This window comes from Ignavibacteriota bacterium, assembly GCA_016716225.1.
Lineage (GTDB): Bacteria > Bacteroidota > Ignavibacteria > Ignavibacteriales > Melioribacteraceae.
Genome location: JADJWT010000001.1, coordinates 2,818,697 through 2,839,425, shown reverse-complemented (window position 1 = coordinate 2,839,425; position 20,729 = coordinate 2,818,697). Strand labels below are relative to the sequence as shown.

19 protein-coding genes are annotated in these 20,729 nt (G+C 29.5%); 4 read left to right on the top strand and 15 right to left on the bottom strand.

Going from position 1 to position 20,729, the window contains the following annotated elements:
* The first annotated feature begins 9 nt into the window (after window positions 1-9).
* Both IPM32_12520 and IPM32_12515 read left to right on the top strand, forming a co-directional pair.
* Complete coding sequence (locus IPM32_12520; protein ID MBK8946078.1) at window positions 10-1,155, top strand: glycosyltransferase; 1,146 nt, start codon at window positions 10-12, stop codon at window positions 1,153-1,155.
* Window positions 1,156-1,489: 334 nt separating this feature from the next.
* Window positions 1,490-1,798, top strand: a complete 309-nt coding sequence (locus IPM32_12515) for a hypothetical protein (protein MBK8946077.1) — start codon at window positions 1,490-1,492, stop codon at window positions 1,796-1,798.
* Window positions 1,799-1,800: 2 nt separating this feature from the next.
* Here the strand turns inward: IPM32_12515 and IPM32_12510 are convergent, their stop codons facing one another.
* From IPM32_12510 to IPM32_12460, 11 genes are read right to left on the bottom strand one after another with little or no spacing between them, the layout of a single operon-like run.
* Window positions 1,801-3,546, bottom strand: coding sequence for a lysophospholipid acyltransferase family protein (locus IPM32_12510; GenBank protein MBK8946076.1), 1,746 nt, complete (start codon window positions 3,544-3,546; stop codon window positions 1,801-1,803).
* A gap of 4 nt (window positions 3,547-3,550) precedes the next feature.
* The gene (locus IPM32_12505) at window positions 3,551-3,880 is read right to left on the bottom strand and encodes a multidrug efflux SMR transporter (GenBank protein ID MBK8946075.1); all 330 of its coding nucleotides are present in this window, start codon (window positions 3,878-3,880) and stop codon (window positions 3,551-3,553) included.
* Between the two features lie 19 nt (window positions 3,881-3,899).
* Window positions 3,900-4,676 (bottom strand): sterol desaturase family protein, encoded by a 777-nt coding sequence (locus IPM32_12500; protein ID MBK8946074.1) that lies wholly within the window; start codon window positions 4,674-4,676, stop codon window positions 3,900-3,902.
* A gap of 3 nt (window positions 4,677-4,679) precedes the next feature.
* On the bottom strand, window positions 4,680-5,579 hold the full coding sequence (locus IPM32_12495) for an N-acetylneuraminate synthase family protein (protein ID MBK8946073.1): 900 nt from the start codon (window positions 5,577-5,579) through the stop codon (window positions 4,680-4,682).
* The gene (locus IPM32_12490) at window positions 5,580-6,092 is read right to left on the bottom strand and encodes an HAD-IIIA family hydrolase (GenBank protein ID MBK8946072.1); all 513 of its coding nucleotides are present in this window, start codon (window positions 6,090-6,092) and stop codon (window positions 5,580-5,582) included.
* A gap of 12 nt (window positions 6,093-6,104) precedes the next feature.
* The gene (locus IPM32_12485) at window positions 6,105-6,908 is read right to left on the bottom strand and encodes an SDR family oxidoreductase (GenBank protein ID MBK8946071.1); all 804 of its coding nucleotides are present in this window, start codon (window positions 6,906-6,908) and stop codon (window positions 6,105-6,107) included.
* Window positions 6,908-8,242: an aminotransferase class III-fold pyridoxal phosphate-dependent enzyme gene (locus IPM32_12480; GenBank protein ID MBK8946070.1), complete on the bottom strand. Its 1,335-nt coding sequence runs from the start codon at window positions 8,240-8,242 to the stop codon at window positions 6,908-6,910. Before IPM32_12480 ends, IPM32_12485 begins: the two co-directional genes overlap by 1 nt.
* Complete coding sequence (locus IPM32_12475) at window positions 8,217-9,155, bottom strand: transketolase (protein MBK8946069.1); 939 nt, start codon at window positions 9,153-9,155, stop codon at window positions 8,217-8,219. Before IPM32_12475 ends, IPM32_12480 begins: the two co-directional genes overlap by 26 nt.
* A 1-nt stretch (window position 9,156) precedes the next feature.
* Complete coding sequence (locus IPM32_12470) at window positions 9,157-10,002, bottom strand: transketolase (protein MBK8946068.1); 846 nt, start codon at window positions 10,000-10,002, stop codon at window positions 9,157-9,159.
* Window positions 9,992-10,786 carry a glycosyltransferase family protein gene (locus tag IPM32_12465; GenBank protein MBK8946067.1) on the bottom strand — a complete coding sequence of 265 codons (795 nt, stop codon included), beginning with the start codon at window positions 10,784-10,786 and terminating at the stop codon, window positions 9,992-9,994. The genes IPM32_12470 and IPM32_12465 overlap by 11 nt, the downstream gene beginning before the upstream one ends.
* Entirely contained in the window at window positions 10,780-11,799 is a 1,020-nt protein-coding gene (locus IPM32_12460; protein MBK8946066.1) for a CDP-glycerol glycerophosphotransferase family protein, read from the bottom strand. Before IPM32_12460 ends, IPM32_12465 begins: the two co-directional genes overlap by 7 nt.
* A gap of 186 nt (window positions 11,800-11,985) precedes the next feature.
* On the opposite strand from IPM32_12460, the gene IPM32_12455 reads away from it, so the two are divergent.
* On the top strand, window positions 11,986-12,861 hold the full coding sequence (locus IPM32_12455) for a metallophosphoesterase (GenBank protein MBK8946065.1): 876 nt from the start codon (window positions 11,986-11,988) through the stop codon (window positions 12,859-12,861).
* 45 nt (window positions 12,862-12,906) lie between these two features.
* On the opposite strand, the gene IPM32_12450 is transcribed toward IPM32_12455, so the two are convergent.
* From IPM32_12450 to IPM32_12435, 4 genes are all read right to left on the bottom strand, one after another.
* On the bottom strand, window positions 12,907-13,668 hold the full coding sequence (locus tag IPM32_12450) for a methyltransferase domain-containing protein (GenBank protein ID MBK8946064.1): 762 nt from the start codon (window positions 13,666-13,668) through the stop codon (window positions 12,907-12,909).
* Between the two features lie 288 nt (window positions 13,669-13,956).
* Window positions 13,957-15,192: an NCS2 family permease gene (locus IPM32_12445; protein MBK8946063.1), complete on the bottom strand. Its 1,236-nt coding sequence runs from the start codon at window positions 15,190-15,192 to the stop codon at window positions 13,957-13,959.
* Between the two features lie 104 nt (window positions 15,193-15,296).
* Entirely contained in the window at window positions 15,297-15,956 is a 660-nt protein-coding gene (locus IPM32_12440) for a DUF5020 family protein (GenBank protein MBK8946062.1), read from the bottom strand.
* A gap of 15 nt (window positions 15,957-15,971) precedes the next feature.
* On the bottom strand, window positions 15,972-17,201 hold the full coding sequence (locus IPM32_12435) for a uracil-xanthine permease (protein ID MBK8946061.1): 1,230 nt from the start codon (window positions 17,199-17,201) through the stop codon (window positions 15,972-15,974).
* 414 nt (window positions 17,202-17,615) lie between these two features.
* On the opposite strand from IPM32_12435, the gene IPM32_12430 reads away from it, so the two are divergent.
* On the top strand, window positions 17,616-20,699 hold the full coding sequence (locus tag IPM32_12430) for a TonB-dependent receptor (protein ID MBK8946060.1): 3,084 nt from the start codon (window positions 17,616-17,618) through the stop codon (window positions 20,697-20,699).
* The last annotated feature ends 30 nt before the right edge of the window (window positions 20,700-20,729 follow it).

Genomic DNA, 20,729 nt, shown 5'->3' with positions numbered 1-20,729 from the left:
GGAATTTTTATGGAAAATTTAATATTAATAATTTTCGCTGTTATCATAATAATTGGAATAGGTTATCAAATATTATCATTGATAATATTGAAAAATATCTATTCTCAAAAAAATAGAAATAATATAATTGAACGAAAAGACTATCCGTTGATTAGTATTCTAAAACCAATTAAAGGAATTGATGATCAGCTAGAGAATAATCTCATTTCATTTTACAATTTAGATTACCCTAACTATGAAATTATATTTGGACTTCACACAAAAGATGATCCTGCTTTGCAGATAATTAAAAAAATATCCGCAGAATTTTCAAAAATTAAAACCAAAATTGTTATTGATAATTATATGATTGGTTTAAATCCAAAAATCAATAATCTCTATAATATGTACCCTAAATCTAAAGGAAGCTTTATTTTAATTAGTGATAGCAATACCCGTGTTGAACCTAATTTCTTAAAATCATTATTGAGTGAATTTAATGATAAAAATGTTGGACTTGTTACTGCATCTATAAGAGGAATTGGAGCTAAAAACATTCCTTCTATTTTTGAAAATATCCATCTTAATTCATTTTTACTTCCAAGTGTTTTTACGGCTTCCAAAATTGCTAAAATTTCAATCGTTATTGGAAAATCTATTTTGATTCCAAAAAATATTTTAACTCAAATTGGTGGATTTGAAGCATTTAGAAATTATTTGGCAGAAGATTATTTAATGGGTGTAAAAGTTGAAGAGTTAGGTTATAAAGTTAAAACATCTTCAACATTTGTAGATAATATAAATGAAAATTTAACATTACAGAAATTTTTAAATCGACATTCCCGCTGGGCAAAAATGCGCGCAAAAATTAGGTTGAATACTTATTTATTAGAAGCTTTTTCAAATCCAATTGCAGCAAGTTTTATTTTAGCAATAATATTATCTAATCAAATTGGATTATTACAATTTATAACAGTTAGTATTTTAAAAATTATTTTAGATTTCACATCGATAAAAATTATCAAATCTGATTTAAAATTTTATCATCTATTATTTATTCCAATTAAAGATTTAATAATTGGTTTGGTGTGGTACATTCCGTTTATAAATTCCGAAGTAAATTGGAGAAACAATATTTTTAAAATTAAAAAAGATTCGCTGCTTCAGCCGGTATGATTTTCATTTGTATAATTAGTGAATTAATTATTCTTAACGATTTCTTAAAATTAAATTCATTTTAACTTAACAATTGTATTTTAATTTAATGTAGATAAAAATATTAATTGTAAAAATGAATTTCACAAAACTAATTACTATAAGTTTACAAGGTTTCTCAGTATTCTTCTCAAGTATAATCATCATAAAATTTTTCGTTTATTTTGTAAATATTACTCCTTCAATAAATTTTGAAATTATCGATGTTTACCATTCATTGATAGGATCATTTTTATTTCTGCTGAATAATTTTACAAAAAGATTTACTCATGATTTTAAATAGTAGTACTTTAAAATGAAAAAAGATTTGAACGAGGAAGAATGGAAAAAAGTTAGGAAAATCCTTTTTTCTCTTTATGATTTAACTTGGGATTATTCAGAACTAAGCGCAAGAAAAGCTTCCAACAGTTTAGAAGATTCAAAACCCAAACGATTTGAAAATGAACCTTTTCGAAATTACAATCAGAGATTATTAAACTGGGATAGCTCAAAGACCGAATCATATTCAAGAACTTTTAATGAAGTTAAATCAAAAAGTTTTAATTTGGTTAAAGAACTTGAAGAATTGCTTGTTAAACTCGGTTTACCATCAAAAGAAGAATAAGTTTAAGCTACAGCTTGTTCACCGGAATGAATATCGATATATCTTAATCTTTTTTCACTTGTAATTTTTTCAACTTCGATCATAATAAAACCATCTACACACATTTCAAAAGAATCATCAACTCCAAAACCTAAAAAATTTACACCGTCTCTTTCGCACAAATCAGTATATTGCTTATACAAAGTTGGAACTGTAAATCCATACGGTTTTAACATATTTTTTAGAATTTTATAATCTTCAATTGGTGAATTTCCCGAAAATTCTTGAGCTAAACTGATACTTGTTTTTTCTGAGATCATAAACTCTTTATTTGGCGTAACTGAATCTTTTGAATTTCCATACCACTTTGAATAATAATAAACAATCATTTCAGTTGCAGTTTGATTATAATTTTTGCTAATACTTACACCGCCAAACATATATTTAATTTCTGGATGTTTATATAAAAAAGCACCAATGCCTTGCCATAAATAGTGGAGTGCATTTGTCTTCCAATATTTTTTTTGGATAAAACTTCTGCCAAGTTCCAATCCATTATTTAAATATGTTTTCGTAAACTCATCAGAATATTTGAAAAGAGTTGAAGTATAAAATCCTTTAATTCCAAACTCATTCATCAATTCACTTCCAACTCCTAATCTATATGCACCAACAATCTCTAAATCATTTTCATCCCATACAACAATGTGTTTGTAAAGTTTATCAAATCGATCAATATCTAATTTATTTCCGGTTCCTTCACCAACTTTTCTAAAAGTAATTTCTCTCAAACGAGCTATTTCATTTAATGCGTTTGGAGCTTTTGCATATTCGCACAAATATATTTTTTTTCTATCGGATGTTTCCCCAATCAATTCTGAATTAACCAATTCGCGTTTTATAAATTTTCTTGGTACAGGATGAATAATATTTTTCTCTGTTATAAAAACTCCCTTTTTATCTTTTCTAATTCTCATTACATGTTTTTTCAATAATGCAATTTGTGCTTGATCTTCAATTATATGAGATGTAAATACTTTTGCCGGAATTGGATTACCAATTTTAATTGTTATCGTTTTATTTCTTTTATTGAATAATTCATGAACTAAAAAAAATCTTGAGAAATATTTATTTATTGCTGAAGCTGAATAAAATAGTATTGAATTTTTGGCTTCAATGTAAATTGGTAAAATTGGCGAATTGTTTTTCTTTGCAAAATGTATTGCACCTTTGTGCCATCTAGAATCGGTAATATGATAGAATTTTAAACGAGAAACTTCTGCTGCTGGAAAAATAATTATTGCTTGTTCATTCTGAAGAGCTTCATCAATAGCTTTAATATTTTCTCTTTGAATTTGTTTTGAATCCAAATGAAAAGGAAGAAACAAACTTCTTAAATTTTCAATTTCATACAAAATTGAATTTGCAATAATTTTAACATCTTCTCTAATTTCAGAAATCATTTTAAGCAATGCTAATCCATCCAAACTACCAATGGGGTGATTTGCTACTATTATTAATCTTCCTTCCGATGGAATTTTTCTAATATCTTTATTTGCAACATTAAAAGAAAAGTTAAGATGCTCAAATAAATTATCAATAAAATCAATACCAATAACTTCACTATTTGCTTCAAGTATTTTATTAATTTCTTCCAGATGAATAACTTTATTTACAGATTTTAAAATTAATTGCTTTTTCCAATTTGCTAATTTTGGAAAGTTTGTAAAGTGATTGGAAATTATTGAATTTAAATCTAGTTGCTTCATATAATTATTCCATATTTGAAGTTAATTTTAATCCAATTGCACCAATTAGAATCAATGCAACAAAAAATATTTTTGTAAAATTAAATGCTGAATTAAATATCAAACTTTCCGCAATTGTTGTACCTATAACTGCAATTCCCATCCAAATTGCATAAGCTATACTAATTGGAATTGTTTTTAATGCATTAGAAAAAAAATATGCTGCGAAAAATCCGAAGAGTGCATAAAAAATTATTGGAACTATTTTAGTAAAACCTTCGGTCTTTTTTAAGCTGATAACCCAACCAATTTCTAAGAAACCAGCAAGTAATAAGTAAAACCAATTTATCTGCATTATTTTCTCATTATCATTTTTAATTTTCTTTTTTGAATTTTCTAAATGCGAAAATAAATTGCTCAAAATAATTTTCCGGAAAAAATGTCTTCAATCCATACTCAGTTGCTTTTTCATCTTTTGGGAAATATGAAGTTCCAAAAATCCAATCCCATATTGCAAATTTTGTAGAAAAGTTTTTATTTCTCACCTTTCCAATTGCGTGATGTAATCGATGCATTTCGGGACCATTAATAATATACTGCAGTATTCCAGATTTTACATCAATGTTTGAATGAATATACATTCCCCAAGCACCACTAATTAATCCCTTAATTACGGCAACTTGTGGAGATGCACCCAATAAAACAATTGGTAAAAATTCAATAGTTTGATTAATTAATATTTCGAAACCGTGAGATCTAATACCGGAAAGCCAATCGACTTCTTTTGGCGAATGATGAGCTTCATGAAGACGCCATAAATATTTATTTTTATGTTGAAGTTTATGAAACCAATAAATGTACAAATCATGCGTAATTAAGAAAAATAATATTTGATAAAAAATTGGCCAATCAGAAATTATTCTTAATCTTGATACATTTGTGGAATCATCAATAAATTGAATCAAATACGAAATTAGAATTCCAATAAAAAAAGATTGAATAAAGTTGTAGAAAATAAAATCATTCCAAAACCCGCTTCTAATTATTGTTTGATTTTTATTGTATGGAAAATACCTTTCTAAAATAATTAGAATAATTGCAAAAATTGAAAGTGCTGCAAATGAAAATAATTGAAAAATAGTTAAGTTCATTAGTTAAGCATAAAGTGATTCTGAAATATTCTTTCTTAACTTTGCCATTGATTTTTTTTCGCTGTCATAAACTCTTTTAATTCCATCTCCAAGTGCCAATTCAATATCTCTGATATCTTTTACTAATCTGTATAATCCCATAATTTCAACAGAAGCTGCTTGATCACTTCCCCAAGATGCACGATCAAGTGTTATATGACGTTCAACAAAAGTTGCACCTTTTGCTACAGCAGCGTAAGTTGGAGCTAAACCGGTCTCATGTCCGGAATATCCGATTGGAATTTTAGGAAATCTATTTTTATAATTTTCAATTACATTAATATTTAACTCATTCAAATTGCAAGGATAATTAGAAGTTGATTGCGCAATCATTAATTTCGTATCAGTTAATATTTCAACTGCTTTGTCAATTTCAGCTAATGACGACATTCCGGTAGAAATCATTATAGGTTTATCGGTCGCTTTAACTTTCTTTAGAAGATCTTCATCTGTTAAAGATGCAGATGATATTTTATACATTGGAATATTAAAATCTTCCAAAAATTTAACAGCTTCAACATCCCATGCAGAAGCAAACCAATGAATATTTTTTTCTCTACAATATTGATCAATTATTTCATATTCGGAAAATCCAAATTCAACTTTGTGACGATATTCCAAATATGTCATTCTACCCCAAGGAGTATCACGTTCAATATACCATTGATCTTCGGGAACACAAATTTCCGGAGTTCTCTTCTGAAATTTAACTGCATCGCATCCAGCAAAAACAGCTCCGTCAATTAATTTTTTTGCATTTTCTAATGATCCATTATGATTTATACCAATTTCGGCAATAATATAAACTGGTTGACCATCGCCAATAAATTTATTACCAAGACGAATTATGTTTGACCTATTCATTTAATCCTCTTCTTTACTTTTTAATTTCTCTTCAATTATTATTTCTGCAAATTCTCTAAATGCTCCGTAACCGCCTAAATTATCTAAAACAAAATCAACTTTTTCTTTTACAATTTTCATTGCATCAGCTGGACATGCTGAAACACCAACGGCTTCAATTATCTCCAAATCGTTAACATCATCACCTATGTAAGCAATTTGATTATACTCTAATGCTTTTTCTTTACAAATATTTTTTAATACTTTAATTTTATTTTTAGCACCTAAATGAATTTCTTCAATATCTAATTTTTCTGCACGTTTTCTAACAAGTAATGATTTTTCACCGGAAATAATTCCAACTTTAACTTTGACTAGTTCTCTTAATCTTTCAACACCCATTCCGTCTCTTAGACTAAATCTTTTTAATTCTTCCCCAGAAACAGAATAGTAAACACCGGTATCGGTCAATACACCATCAACATCTGTTAGAAGCATTTTAATTTTTCTTAGTTTTGAGGTTAACTCATTCATATATTTTTCCTTTTACCAAATAGTCCATCCGCCATCAACAATTAAGTTTGCTCCGGTCATATATTTTGAAGAATCACTTGCAAGAAAAACAATCGCACTTTTATAATCTTCCGGTTCAGCCATTTTTCCTAATGGAGTTCGTTTTGAATATTCATTTATAAAATTTTCATTTTGATTATTTCTTACGCCTCCGGGTGAAAGAGAATTAACTCTAATATTTTTCTCAGCCCAATATGTTGCTAAATATTTTGTGAATGCAATTACAGCACCTTTGGTTACAGAATAAGCTGGTGGTTTATAAAATATTTGATTCCCATTTTGATCTTTATATAAATTTTGATTTGGAGCAACAACTCCATAAGTAGATGCAATATTTATAATATTTCCTTTTCCTTGTTTCACCATTTGACTTCCCATAATTTGAGAGCAAAGAAAAGTTCCTGTTAAATTTACATCAATAGAATGCTGCCAATTTTGTAAAGAATAATTTTCAAATTTTGATTCTTCAAATAAACTTTTAGGATTTTCAACCATATCATTTATTGCAGCGTTGTTTACTAGAATATCAACTGAATTAAATTTTGATAAAACTTTTTCTAATAAATTCTCAATTGATTCTTTATTAGTAACGTCAACCTCAAAACCTTCAGATTCTGTTTGTAATTTCTGGGAAAACTCTTTACAATTTTTTTCATTTAAATCTGTTACGATTACATTTGCACCAGCTTCTGATAAAGCTTCACAATGTTTTTTCCCCAATAATCCTAAAGCCCCAGTTACAATTGCTACTTTATTTTTAAGTGAAAATAATTCCATTATTTTGATACTGGTTTTATATTGAAGTTTTCTGTTTTTCTGAAAACAGCTTTTACCGGTTCACCTAATAATCTGCTTTCAATATCATTTTTATTAATTGAATCTTTCAATAATTTTAAAACATCCTCATAAACATTTAAAGTATAGTTAATATCATCATCTGTGTGTGAAAAGGACATATTATGAAATCCCGACCAAAGTATTCCTCGTTTAATCATTTCTTGCTGAATAAAAGATTTAATAATTAATGGATCGATTACTTCACTTTTTATTCTAATCATTGATCTCCAATTATATCCAACTGTATTAATAAAATCTAAATCCAATAGTTCACATAAACCGTTAAATCCATCTTTTAATTTCTTACCTTGAATTCTCAAAAAGTTTATTACGTCTTTTTCCTTAATCTCATTAATAGTTGCTTTTGCAGCAGCTAATGACAATGCTTCGCCGCCAAATGTGGTATAAAAAAATATATCATTTTCTGCAAGCTTCATTATTTCTTTTTTTCCGCTGAGGACAGAAATTGGCATTCCATTAGCAATTGCTTTTGAATATGTTGCTAAATCCGGAGTAATATTAAAATATTCTTGTGCACCCCCAAGCGAAATTCTAAAACCGGTCCACATTTCATCAAAGATTAAAAGAATATTTTTTTCTTTGCACAATTCAGCTACTTGGTAAAGAAAATTATCTTTTGGTTCATCAAATACAACTGGTTCAAGAATAACTGCAGCAGTATTTTCATCTATTGATTTCTTAAGAGATTCAATATCATTATAATTAAATGTATGGGTAAGTTCACTAACTGCTAAGGGAATTCCTCTATTTGGTGGAAGAATATTTGAATACCAATCATGCCAGCCATGATAACCACATACCAATATTTTATCTTTACTGGTATATGCTCTAGCTAATCTAACTGCAGCACTTGTAACATCCGCACCGGTTTTACTATATCTAACCATTTCTGCATTCGGAATAATTTCATTTAAAAGTTCCGCAACTTCAACTTCCAAAGGATGCATTAATGAAAATGTAATTCCATCATTTAGTTGCTGAATAATTGCATCATTAACTTTTTTATAATTATATCCTAAGGAAATTGGACCAATTCCCATATTGTAGTCAATGTATTCGTTTCCATCAACATCCCAAACATGTGAGCCTTCACCTTTGAGTAAGTATTTTGGTGCAACCCCTTTAACATATTGAGTTGGACCTTTTGCAAGCGTTTGGGTAGCGGATGGAATTAAACCTTCAGCTCTGTAAAAGAATTCATTCGATTTTGTAATTGTTGGATATTCTTTATTTAACATTACTCCATTCGACATCTATTTTCTTTTCCTTTTTATATAAGTATTCTTTTATTTTATTAACTAAATTATTTGCTGCAAATCCTTCGTGGGTAAGAATATTTTTAAATTTTGTCGGTTTAAAAAATTTGTTCTGTAAGTTTATGGGAAGAAAATCGGCAATAAGTTTTTCTTTAACAATAATCTCAGTTATTATTGAATAAAGTCCGCCGATACGATAATGATCTTCAATACTAACAATTGTTTTGCACGAATTTATGGTATTAATAATTTCGTATTCATCAATCGGTTTAAGTGTTCTAAGATTAATTAATCTTACAGAATATCCTTCTGATTCAAGAATTTCTTTTGCATTATATGCTTCATTAAACAAAGTTCCATAAACGAAAATTCCTATTTCATTTCCATCACCAAAAACTTCAGCTTTCCCTAATGCAAATTCTTCGTGCTCAACAATCGGTTGTAAATCATTGTATCGAATATAAAAAGGTCTGTTGTAATTAATAACCGTTGAAAGTCCTTTAATTAAATCATCAATATCCGCGGGACAGAAAATATTTATATTTGGAATTGTTCTCATCAATGATATATCTTCAATAGCTTGATGTGTTGGTCCGTTTCCTTCCGATAAAAATCCGGCAAAATTGCCTACAAGCTTAACATTTAAATTTGGATACCCAATATCAGTTCTTATAAATTCAAAAGCTCTCATTGTTAAAAATGCAGCAATTGCATGAACAATTGGCACCTTTCCTCTTAATGCTAAACCAGCTGAAATACCAACAAGAGTCTGTTCACAAATTCCGGTATCAATAAATTTATTTGAAATTACTTTGGGTAAATTTCTAATTGATGCTCTGTTTTCCGCAGTAAGGATTAAGATATTTTCATTTTTATGAGCAAGCTCAATTAATTTTTCTTCGTAGTTCATTTTAATTACTCATCTCGAATTCATATTCGTGTGAAATATTTAACTCATTAAAATATTCTATCAATTCAAAATCATTATTTTCAACAAACCATTTATTTATTTTATTCTCAATGCTTGAAATTCCTTTTCCTCGAATTGTATCGGCAATCATAACCGAAGGTCGATTTTTCTCAAATGGAAATTCTTTTAGTGTTTCGTGCATATCAAGAAAATTGTGTCCGTCGATTTGTTTAACCGAACAACCAAAAGATTCAAACTTTAGATTAAGTGGATTTAACGGAATTAATTCTTCCGTGTACAAATTTGCTTGAATTTGATTTCGATCAATAATTATAATCATATTATCCAATTTGTAAGCATTTGCAATCAATAAAGATTCCCAAATTGATCCTTCATTTAATTCACCATCTCCCATCAAAACAACAACTTTATTTTTATTACCTTCTAATTTTAAATCGATTGCGACACCTACCGCAATTGATAAAGAATGTCCTAATGAACCGGAATGAAAATCAACGCCCGGTATTTTTGTGTTTGGATGCCAATAAATAAAATCATTTGTCTGTAAATGATTATTTAATCTTTCTTTTTCAAGCATTCCTAATTCAACTAAAATTCCATATAATGCGGGAACAGCATGTCCTTTAGATAAGAAGAAATAATCTCTATTCTTGCTTTGGTAATTATCTTTATTTACATTCAGAAAATTTTTGTATAAAAAAACAATTAAATCAGAGCAAGATAAAGCTGATCCAATAAAAGCACCACCTTTATTGCTTATTGAAATAATATGTTCTCTAACATTTTTAGATGTTTCTTTTATTTCTTTTAATTTTTTATTGTCCATATTCTAATCTTAATTTTGGGGCAATTATAACATTATCATTATACCAGAATTTGCCAACGTGTTTATTATTTATTCTGCCTATGTATGGTTTATTTTCAAGAAGATCCAAAATATCGTACAATCCAAAATTTGGATTTGAATGATAAAGTTCCTCATAAATCATTCTTATAAATGTGTAATCTTCTTCATAATCTAAGGTCCATCTATGACTTTTTGAAAAATCAAATCCAGTATTCCAAATTACATTTCCTATATCAAAAATTTCCGGGTGAGTCCAAATGTAGGGTGTAGTATGCTCGCGCTCGTATTCCTTTTTCGCTTCTTTCCAAATATATCTCAACGTATCCATTGACATTACTTCAACGTCATTTCCATCCGGATATGTTGGTGGTCTAAGATTACTTACAAAATCGTATGAATCAATGTTTTCTATAAAATATCCAATTACTCTATCAATAATTTGCGGATCAATTAAAGGACAGTCTGATGGAATTTTTACCACAACTTCTGCATCATATTTTAGTGCAGTTTTGTAGTGCCTATCTAATAAATCAGTTGCATGTCCTCTGTAAAAATCTATATTATTTTTGATACATAATTCTTCAATTATATTATCTTCCTCATTTGTAGTTGTCGCTACTATAACTCTTCCGGAATACTTTGCTTTCTTAACTCTTTCAACCATGTGAATTAATAGTTGCTTCCCGGCAGCATAATAAAGTATTTTATTTGGCAAGCGAGTAGAGCTTGTTCTAGCTTGTATTATTGTAGCAATTTTTAACATGTTATTGTCTTTCTTAATCCTAATTGAAAAGTTTTGAATTCATCAAAAAGCAAACTTGGTTTATAATAATATTCAAGTGATTTTAATGCAATTAGCTCAGCTGATTTACCACCATTTTGTATTGGAGTTAATTCCATTAATTTATCTAAATCAAAATAAGAATAGACTTCTTTACCTAAAGCGATGCCAATATAAACGACAGTAGAATATTTTGTAATTAGCACATCACAATTTGCAATCATATGGTTTATATTTTCCTCAGTGTAAACCAATGCATCAGGTGCATATTTATTTATTTCTTTTGTTGCTCGATTAAAATTTTCGTTTGGATGGAGTTTGAAAATGAGTTGTCTTCCATTAGCAATTTTTAATGCATCCAAAATAAACTTCTTTCTATTTTCATATTTAAATGTTTCGCGGGAATCTGATGTTGCAACTAATACAAAATTCTTATGTGGGAATTCATTATCAAGAAATTCTTTAACATTATCAAAATTTGGTATTCCGGTAACAATTATTTTTTCTGGATTTATTCCTTTTTTAATAAATAAATTCTTGTAACCTTCGGAAGCGACAAAAAATAATTTATACGCATCTGACAAGCCAGTTGTTGAAGTGCTTGCCAGATAACGTGGAAATCCAAAATACTTTGCAAAATAATACATAAGATTTTCCGGATCTGTCATTCCTTCCTGAATTAATATTATTTTATTATACTTAATATTATTTGGAATTATTAGATCAGAACACGTAAAAACTAAATCATATTCATTATTTCTTTTATTTGGGTCAATATTTAATCTATTATTAATAAGATAATTTTCAGTCTTTCGTCTTATCTTTTTTCCCAAAATTGTAAATTCTAATAAACCTTTTTCGGCAAAATATCCAATAATACCGTCATCATAGTATGGCGTAAAATATGAATCAAACCCCAATAAATGCTTTGATATTTTATGCATCATTGTCGTCTGATTCATAGAGCCGCAAATAAATAGTGCTTTATTACGCATTTTAACCAATTAGGAGTTGATTTTTATTGGGGGAAATTTATATCGAAGATATTACTGAATAATTACTTTGATGTTAAGAAATGATTAAGAAATTTTATAAAACTGTTCTTTGTTAAAACTAACTTAACATTGCCTTAAAAATAAATTAACATATAAAGTTTAGTTTTGAGAAAAATTTTAACAAAAATGAAAATATTACATTTATCCGATCTTCATTTAAATCCAATATATCACAAAAATAATATTGAAAAGACTCGTCTCGCTTTAACACAAGCCAGTATTGATGAATTTGATCATCTAATAATTACAGGTGATATTGCTCATGATGCCGATGAAGAAAGTTTTAAAATTTTTCGAGAAATATTAAAGGAATTTAACTTACTTGATTCTAGAAAAACTACTGTTATAATTGGAAATCATGATATATTCGGAGGAGTTTATTCCGTTAAGGATTTACTAAATTTTCCGGAAAGATGTAAATCAACAAATTACAGTGATCAAGTATTAAGATTTGTAAATTATTTTGAAGAATTATTTACCGATTGTATTTTCCCCGATGAAAAAAATATATTCCCTTTTGTGAAAATTCTTGATGATGTAGCACTTATTGGAATAAATACAAATGATATTTATTCAGTTATTAAAAATCCATTTGCTTCCAATGGTAAGGTTTCTAAAAATGAATATAAATATTTAAAGTTAATTTTAGAAGATTCAGGAATTGATAACAAAAAAAAGATAGTTTTATCACATCATCACTTCTATAAAAATAATTTTGAAGCTAAAAGTTCTACAAATGATTTGTGGAATAAAATTGAAGGTTATACGCTAAAACTAAGAGGGAAAAAAAAGCTTCTAAAATTATTTGTTAAAAATAACATAGATGCCATTCTTCATGGTCATAGTCATGAAAATAAAATTTATTCTCGTTTGGGAATAAATATATTTAACGCCGGTGGTTCAATAGATAATGAAGATAAAAACCTATTCTGTTTAAATTATTTTAATACCGAAACTATGGAAATTACTAGTAAAAGATCTGAATTACAGTTAACCGAATAATTGATAAAAATTTCACTTTCTAAACATTAGTACTTTTCAACAACTTTACTTTTCCGCAATAACCAACATTTCATAATCTTCTGTTGTTAACTTATCATTTCTGCTAAATTCACCGAGTTTTGCACCAAAAATATTTATCGTCTTAAAATTTAAAGATTTTAAAAGCCAAGTAATTTCCGAAGGCACATAATATCTTTCATTACAATTTAACTCTTTCTTGTTTCCAAAATCATCTTCAACGGTTGTAATATTGTGATCGCGGAAAGTCATTAAATCAAAAGTATTATTTGTATAAGTTGCATTTCCCTCTTCTGAGTTTTTTTCAAGAAAATCTTTGACTGAATGAAACAGTGGAAACAATCCGTTTAAAGTTGTAAAAATTAATTTACCTTTTTCTTTTATTGATTTTGCAGCATTCTTTAGAATTTCAAAATTCATTTCATCTGTTTCCATTAAGGGAAATGAACCTTCGCAAAGCATAATTACCAAATCAAATTCATTTGTAAATGTTAAATTTCTTGCGTCTTGAATTTGAAAAACAATTTGTAAATTTTCTTTTTGCGCTAACTCTTTTGCTCTGATTAGTTGAGATTCAGATAAATCAACTCCGGTAACATTATAACCACGTTTCGTAAGTTCAATTGTGTGTCTACCCGTTCCACAGCCAATATCAAGAATTTTTATATTTTTATTATAATTTATTTCTTGTTCAATAAAATCACATTCGCCAATTGTACCTTTTGTAAAACTTTCTTCATCATATTTTTTGGCATAATTCGTAAATAATTCTTCATACCATTGTTTCATAATTTTCTCGTTTTTTTTCACAATTAAAATTTGTTATTTCTCTTCCGATAAAAATCATCGGAATCGAAATAACAAGTTCTATCATTAATAACTGTTTTGTGAATTCACTTTTTTATTTTAATAGATTCCGGTATGCTTCGATAAACTCAGCAACCGCAATGACATATTATATTTTGACTTATTTACGTTTTTACTTTTAATTTTTCACTTTTGACTTTTCACTAATATTAAAGCCCAACAAACTTTAATATTTATTGAGCTTCTTAATTTTAATTTAATGCACATTTCTTAAATTACTAACGCAAGAATTGCGAAAATATCAATAACAATAAGCATCCAAGAAACTTCTTCTTTTTTACCGATAGCAATTTTAATTACAGTCCATGCAATAAAACTCCAGATAATTCCTTGCGTAATTGAGTAAGTTAACGGAATTAAAATCATTCCCAAAAATGCCGGAATTGAATCATCAAATTTTGTCCAATTAATTTTTAATACTGGTTTCATCATAAATACTCCAACTAAGATTAAAGCGGGAGCAGTTGCAATTCCCGGAACAATTGATAAAATTGGAGAGAAAAACATAAATGGTAAAAATAACAATCCGGCAACAACTGCTGTCATTCCGGTTCTTCCGCCTTGTTCAACTCCGGCAGCAGATTCAATATAACTTGTTCCGGAGCTTGTTCCAAATAATCCGGAAATTGTTGTAGAAATTGCATCAACAATTAATGATTGTTTAATATTTCTTGGTTCACCATCAGCATCCATGATATTTGCAGCTTCGGCAACACCAATAAAAGTAGATATTGAATCAAACATATCTGTAAATAAAAATGCAAATATTACTGGGAATAATGCAAATTGAAGCGAGTTTATTAAATCCAATTTCAATATTAAACTAAAATCTGGCCAAGATAATAAACCTTTCCAAGTTACCAAAGTTGGAACTCCAAAATTTATTGATGAAGCATCTCCGTAAAATCTTCCAATTGGAATGGCAAGAATTGTTGTGACTGCAATTCCAATAATTAGCGCACCTTTTACATTTTTTATAACAAATATTGATGTGATTATCAATCCGATTAAAAATGTAACAATTATTGGATCCATTTTTGCAATGGAAACTAAAGTAGCCGGATTATCAACAATAAACTTTGCATTAACAAAACCAATAAAAGTTATGAATAAACCAATGCCCGCTGCAATAGCATATCTAATTTGTTTTGGAATTGCTCTTACAATCATTTCTCTAATTTTAAAAATTGATAAAATTAGAAAAACTATTCCCGACCAAAAAACGGCACCTAGCGCTATTTCCCATTTTACACCCATTCCTAAAACAACAGAATAAGTAAAAAAAGCATTTAATCCCATTCCGGGAGCAAGTACAATTGGGTTGTTTGCATAAATTCCCATCATAATACTACTAAAAGCAGAAACTAAAATTGTTGCTGTTAAAACTGCGCTAAAAGACATTCCAGTTGCGGAAATTATTGCCGGATTAACAACAATAATGTACATAGTTGCTAAAAAGTTGTAATTCCCGCAAGAATTTCTGTTTTTAGATTTGTATCATATTTATTAAAATTTAAGAATTCTTTCATTTTGTACTTCCTAATTTTTTGTTAGAAATTCCATTTTACTGCTAATGTTGGATTAAATTGTATCCCATCTGTTGAGGGAAGAAAATTATTACTAATTTCTACTTCACCGCCAACGGATAAATGAGAATCAATATTATACCATAATTGTGGTTCAGTTAGTAAAACCATTTCCTTGCCATCAGTATACCAATATTCCCCTGTCCATAAATCCAAAAATCCAGTAAAAATTAATTTTCCTTCAAAAAATGGCTTGAACCAAACTGTAGTAAATTGATAATCCATTCCATCAGATAAATAATCTTTTCTCAAGAGTAAATCTGTATTTAAAGTAACAAAACCTAAATCAATTGGATAACTTACTCCGGCTAAAACAATATGACCTAGCGGGCCCCATGGAGCAGTTCCATCATTATATTGAATAGTTCCGGCTAAACCACCAGTTCCGGGAATTGTTAAATATCTTGCAATTTCAAAATATGCTAAAGCAATAGATTTATTTCCATTAGCGTTATAATCAAAATCAACAAAGAAAAATGTTGAACCATATTCATCTGGTTTGAACATTTCAATTGTAGAAGTAAAATATTCTCTATCTTTTCCTAAATCATAATGTAGCTGAATATTCTGAGCAAACATTGATGATGCAATTAAAAGTAGTGTAATAAAAATAAATTTCCTCATAGGGTTCTCCTAAAATTATTTATTGTTTGGTAAAATGATATTTAATAAAACTCCAACTATTCCTGCTAAACCGATTCCGGCGAGTTGAAAATTTCCGTATCCAAGCGACATATCTCCAATTCCGAAAACAAGTATTACAGCAACAATTACAAGATTTCTTGAGTTGGACATATCGATTTTATTTTTAACTAATGTTCCAATTCCAATTGCTGAAATCATTCCAAATAAAAGCACCATTATTCCGCCCATTACAGGAGCTGGAATTGTTTTTAGAATTCCACCTAATTTTCCTAAAAATGCCAAAGCAATAGCAAATATTGCAGCAATTGTCATAAGTTTTGTTTCAAATTTTTTGATAAGAGCAACAGCACCTGTAACTTCAGAATAAGTAGTATTTGGTGGTCCGCCCAATAATGATGCAAACATTGTTGCCAATCCATCGCCGAGTAGAGTTTTATGTAATCCCGGATCTTCAAGATAATCTTTTCCAGAAATTTCAGAAATTGCAATCACGTCTCCAACGTGTTCAATTGCGGGAGCAATGGCAACGGGAAGTATAAATAAAATCGCAGCAATACTAAAAACAGGAAATTCGTAAGTTCCGGAATTAAGTGCTTCAACCCATGGAATCATAAACCATTTTGCATCCGCAATTGGTTGAAAATTTACTTTTCCTAAAATTATTGATAGTAAATATCCGCCGGCAATTCCGCTTAAAATGGGAATTAGTTTTATCATTCCTTTTCCCTTTAAAACCACAATAATTGTAGTAATTAATGAAAATAATGCTACAATAATTGCAATTGAATCAATATTTGCGCTTCCGTCAAAATTTTTAGTCATGCCAACAGCTACTGGAGCTAAGTTTAATCCAATAATCATTATAACCGGACCTGTAACAATTGGTGGTAAATATTTTTCGATTACTTGAACTCCTTTAATTTTTACTAAAGCAGATAAAATTATGTAAATTACTCCCGCACTTGCTAAACCTCCTAAAGTTTCACCAATTCCAAATTCTTTAATTCCAATTTGAATTGGAGCGATAAAGGCAAATGAGCTTGCAAGAAATACCGGAACTTTTCTTTGAGTAATAAATTGGAAAATTAATGTCCCCCCACCAGCTGTAAAAAGTGCTAAAGATGGATCCATTCCCGTTAATAAAGGAACCAGAACTAACGCACCAAATGCCACAAAAAGCATTTGCATACCAAGTATGATTTCGTTTGTTGTACTATTTTTCAATACTGCACCTTTAGAGTAGTTGATTTAGATAGTTATTTAAATGAAATATTAAGATGTGTATATATTATTATAGGAAAGAAAAATACTTAAATTAATTTATTATAAAAATAATTCTTTTTATAAAAACAAATAGGTACTACTTCTATGGAGCACTTTTTAGCCAGCAAAATAAAATAATAATTTTTGTTCTTTATTTAATATTTCCTAATTTGGTTACACCTTAAAACAACTTTTACCCCATTCATAAAAGGAGAGCCTATGAAAAATACTTTCATATCTATTTCTAAAATAACTTTATTGTTCTCGTTTCTTGTTTTAATTACAAGCAATAATTTAGCTCAAGGAGTTACCACTGCTGCCATCAATTGATTTGTTTCCGATAATGATGGAAATGCTTTACCCGGCGCAAATGTTATGGCAACTCATGAGCCAAGTGGAACAAAATACGGTGCAGTTACAAGAGAAAATGGCGTTTTTAATCTGCCGAATTTAAAAATTGGTGGTCCGTATTCAATTTCAGTTTCATTTGTTGGTTTTAATACTCGGAATGAAAGTAATATTTATTTAAATATTGGACAAACATTAAAATTAGATATTGAACTTGCTCCGGAATCTGTTGAACTTGGTGAATTAGTTGTTCATGGAATGACAGATAATATTTTGAATAGTAGTAGAACCGGTGCAGAAACTTTTATTAATCCTGATGAAGTAAGAGCTTTACCGACAATTAAAAGAAGTACAAGAGATTTAACAAGATTAGATCCGCGAAGTGACGGAAACTTTAGCTTTGGTGGAAAAAATTGGCTCTTCAATAATATTTCCGTAGATGGATCATATTTTAACAATCCGTTTGGATTAGATGATCCGGCTCCTGGTGGTCAAACCAATGCAGAACCGCTACCATATGATGCTATTGAACAAGTTCAAGTGTCTCTAGCCCCTTTTGATGTTAGAGAAGGCGGATTTACCGGCGCTGGAATTAACACTGTTACAAAAAGTGGAACAAATGATCTTAAAGCTTCAGTTTATACTTTTTTAAGAAATGAAAGTATGCAAGGTGGAAAAATTGGAGATGTTGAATTAAATGTTCCGGATTTATCTTATAACCAATACGGATTGACATTAAGCGGACCAATTATAAAAAATAAATTATTCTTTTTTATAAATGGTGAAATAGAAAGAAGAAAAGATCCGGGCACTAATTTTACAGCTGATACCGACGGAAATGTAACATCAACAGAATCCAGAGTTAATGCTGCAACAATGGATTTGATTAGACAAAGAATGATTCAAGTTTATGGATATGATCCTGGACCTTACCAAGGATATGATTTAAATACAGAGAATGAAAAACTTCTTGCAAAATTGGATTGGAACATTAATGATAATAATAACTTGGTTTTCCGATATAATTATCTTAATGCTCGCCAGCAGAAACCACCTCATCCATTTGCAATAAGTTATAATAATACCGGAAGAGGACCAAATCAGAATACACTTCCATTTAAAAATTCCGGTTATGAAATGAATAATCAATTGAGTTCATTTGCCTTAGAATTGAACAGTCGTTACCAGAGTTTTTCAAATAAATTTTTCGTAAGCTATAATAGATTTAGAGATTTTCGAGATCCATTCAGCAGTCCATATCCAACAATTGAAATTGGTGAAGGCGGTATAACCTATACAACACTTGGGCATGAACCATTTTCAATTCACAATATTTTAGATCAAAATGTTTTACAGATAACAAATAATTTCAGTTATTATTTAGGAAGCCATGTTTTAACAGTTGGTGCTTCGTTTGAGTATTTTGATTTCTTTAATTCTTTCAATTTATTCAGATACGGTTTATTAGGTTTCAATACTTGGCCCGGTGGAACAGCATTCAATTCAGTTGCTGATTTCTTAGCTGCTACAGATCCAGCTAATCCACAAAATTTTAAGACAAATGTTCCATCCGAAGATATTCCATTTAAAGGTGAATTTATTGAAGTTGGGCAGCTTGCTTTTTATGCTCAAGATGAATATCTAATGACCGATGTGTTTTCATTAACTTATGGAGTTAGAGTTGATATTCCAACATATTTTACAGAACCGGTTGATAATCCATGGTCAAGAAGTTTAACTCTTTTGGATGAAAATGATAAACCGGAAACTGTTGATCAAAGTAAAATGCCAGATGCAACTCCTTTATTTTCTCCACGAATCGGATTTAATTGGGATATTCACGGTGATAGATCAGCTCAATTACGCGGAGGAACCGGAATATTTACCGGAAGAATTCCTTTTGTTTGGATTGGTAATAATATTTCGAATCCCGGTCTAAATCCAAATTTACCTGCAGAAGGTGTGAAAATTGAAGATGTTCCGGTTGGGGTTGATGTGGTTGAAACCCAAGATAATTCAATACTTAAACAATCTTATTATTTGAATGCTATGGCTGAAGATTTTACATGGCCTCAAGTTTGGACAACAAATTTAGCTTTTGATTACAAATTACCATATGATATTTTAGGAACATTGGAAGCAATTTATTCAAAAGATATTAATTCTGTTTATGTAAGAAATGCAAATCTTGGTTTACCTATACGCAATTTAGCTGATGGCAGACCTTATTATGGCGGCGCTGTTGCCGATTCAGATCAAAGCCTTGACGGCGGTGCTTACGTAATTGATAACAGTGATGAAGGATATAATTTTAGTATCACTGCACAATTGAGAAAACAGTTTGAAGTTGGTCTCACAACTAGTTTAGCTTATACTTATTTGGATTCTAAAAATATTATGACCACAACAGAAATTGCTGCAACTCTGCATCAAAGTAATCCGGTTAAAGGTGATCCGAATAATCCTGAACTGAGCAATTCCCAATTTGGCCAAAGACATCGAATTATAGGCGGCGCAACTTACAAACATACTTGGAGTGAAAAATTAGCAACAACTTTTGGAATGTTTTTAGAAGCTGCAGAAGGTAATATGTTTACAACTTCTGGTGGTAATCGATATTCATTTGTTTATGCTGGAGATGTAAATGGTGATGGCGCTGGTGGAAATGATCTAATTTACATACCTAAGAATTCGAACGATATAAATCTTGCTGATCCAACACAATGGACTGCATTAAATGCTTTCATAGAACAAGATGAATATTTAAGCAAACACAGAGGTGAAATTGCAGAAAGAAATGGTTTGGTAAATCCTTGGTATTTTAATATTGATTTAAGAATATTACAAGATTTTACACTCCCTGCTTTTGGAAAACATAATACTTTCCAACTTAGTTTGGATATTTTAAACTTTGCAAATTTACTAAATTCAAGCTGGGGTGTAAGACAAGTAGCTTCTGCAGCGGCAACTTCACCATTAACTCTTACCGGATTTGATACAAATGGTGAACCTATTTTCAATTTTTCAGGTGTTGATAAAACTTTTGTGGATGATCCAAGTTTATTTAGCAGATGGCAAATGCAAATTGGGTTAAGATATATTTTAGATTAAATAAAAAAATAAAAGCCCTTAATCGAGGGC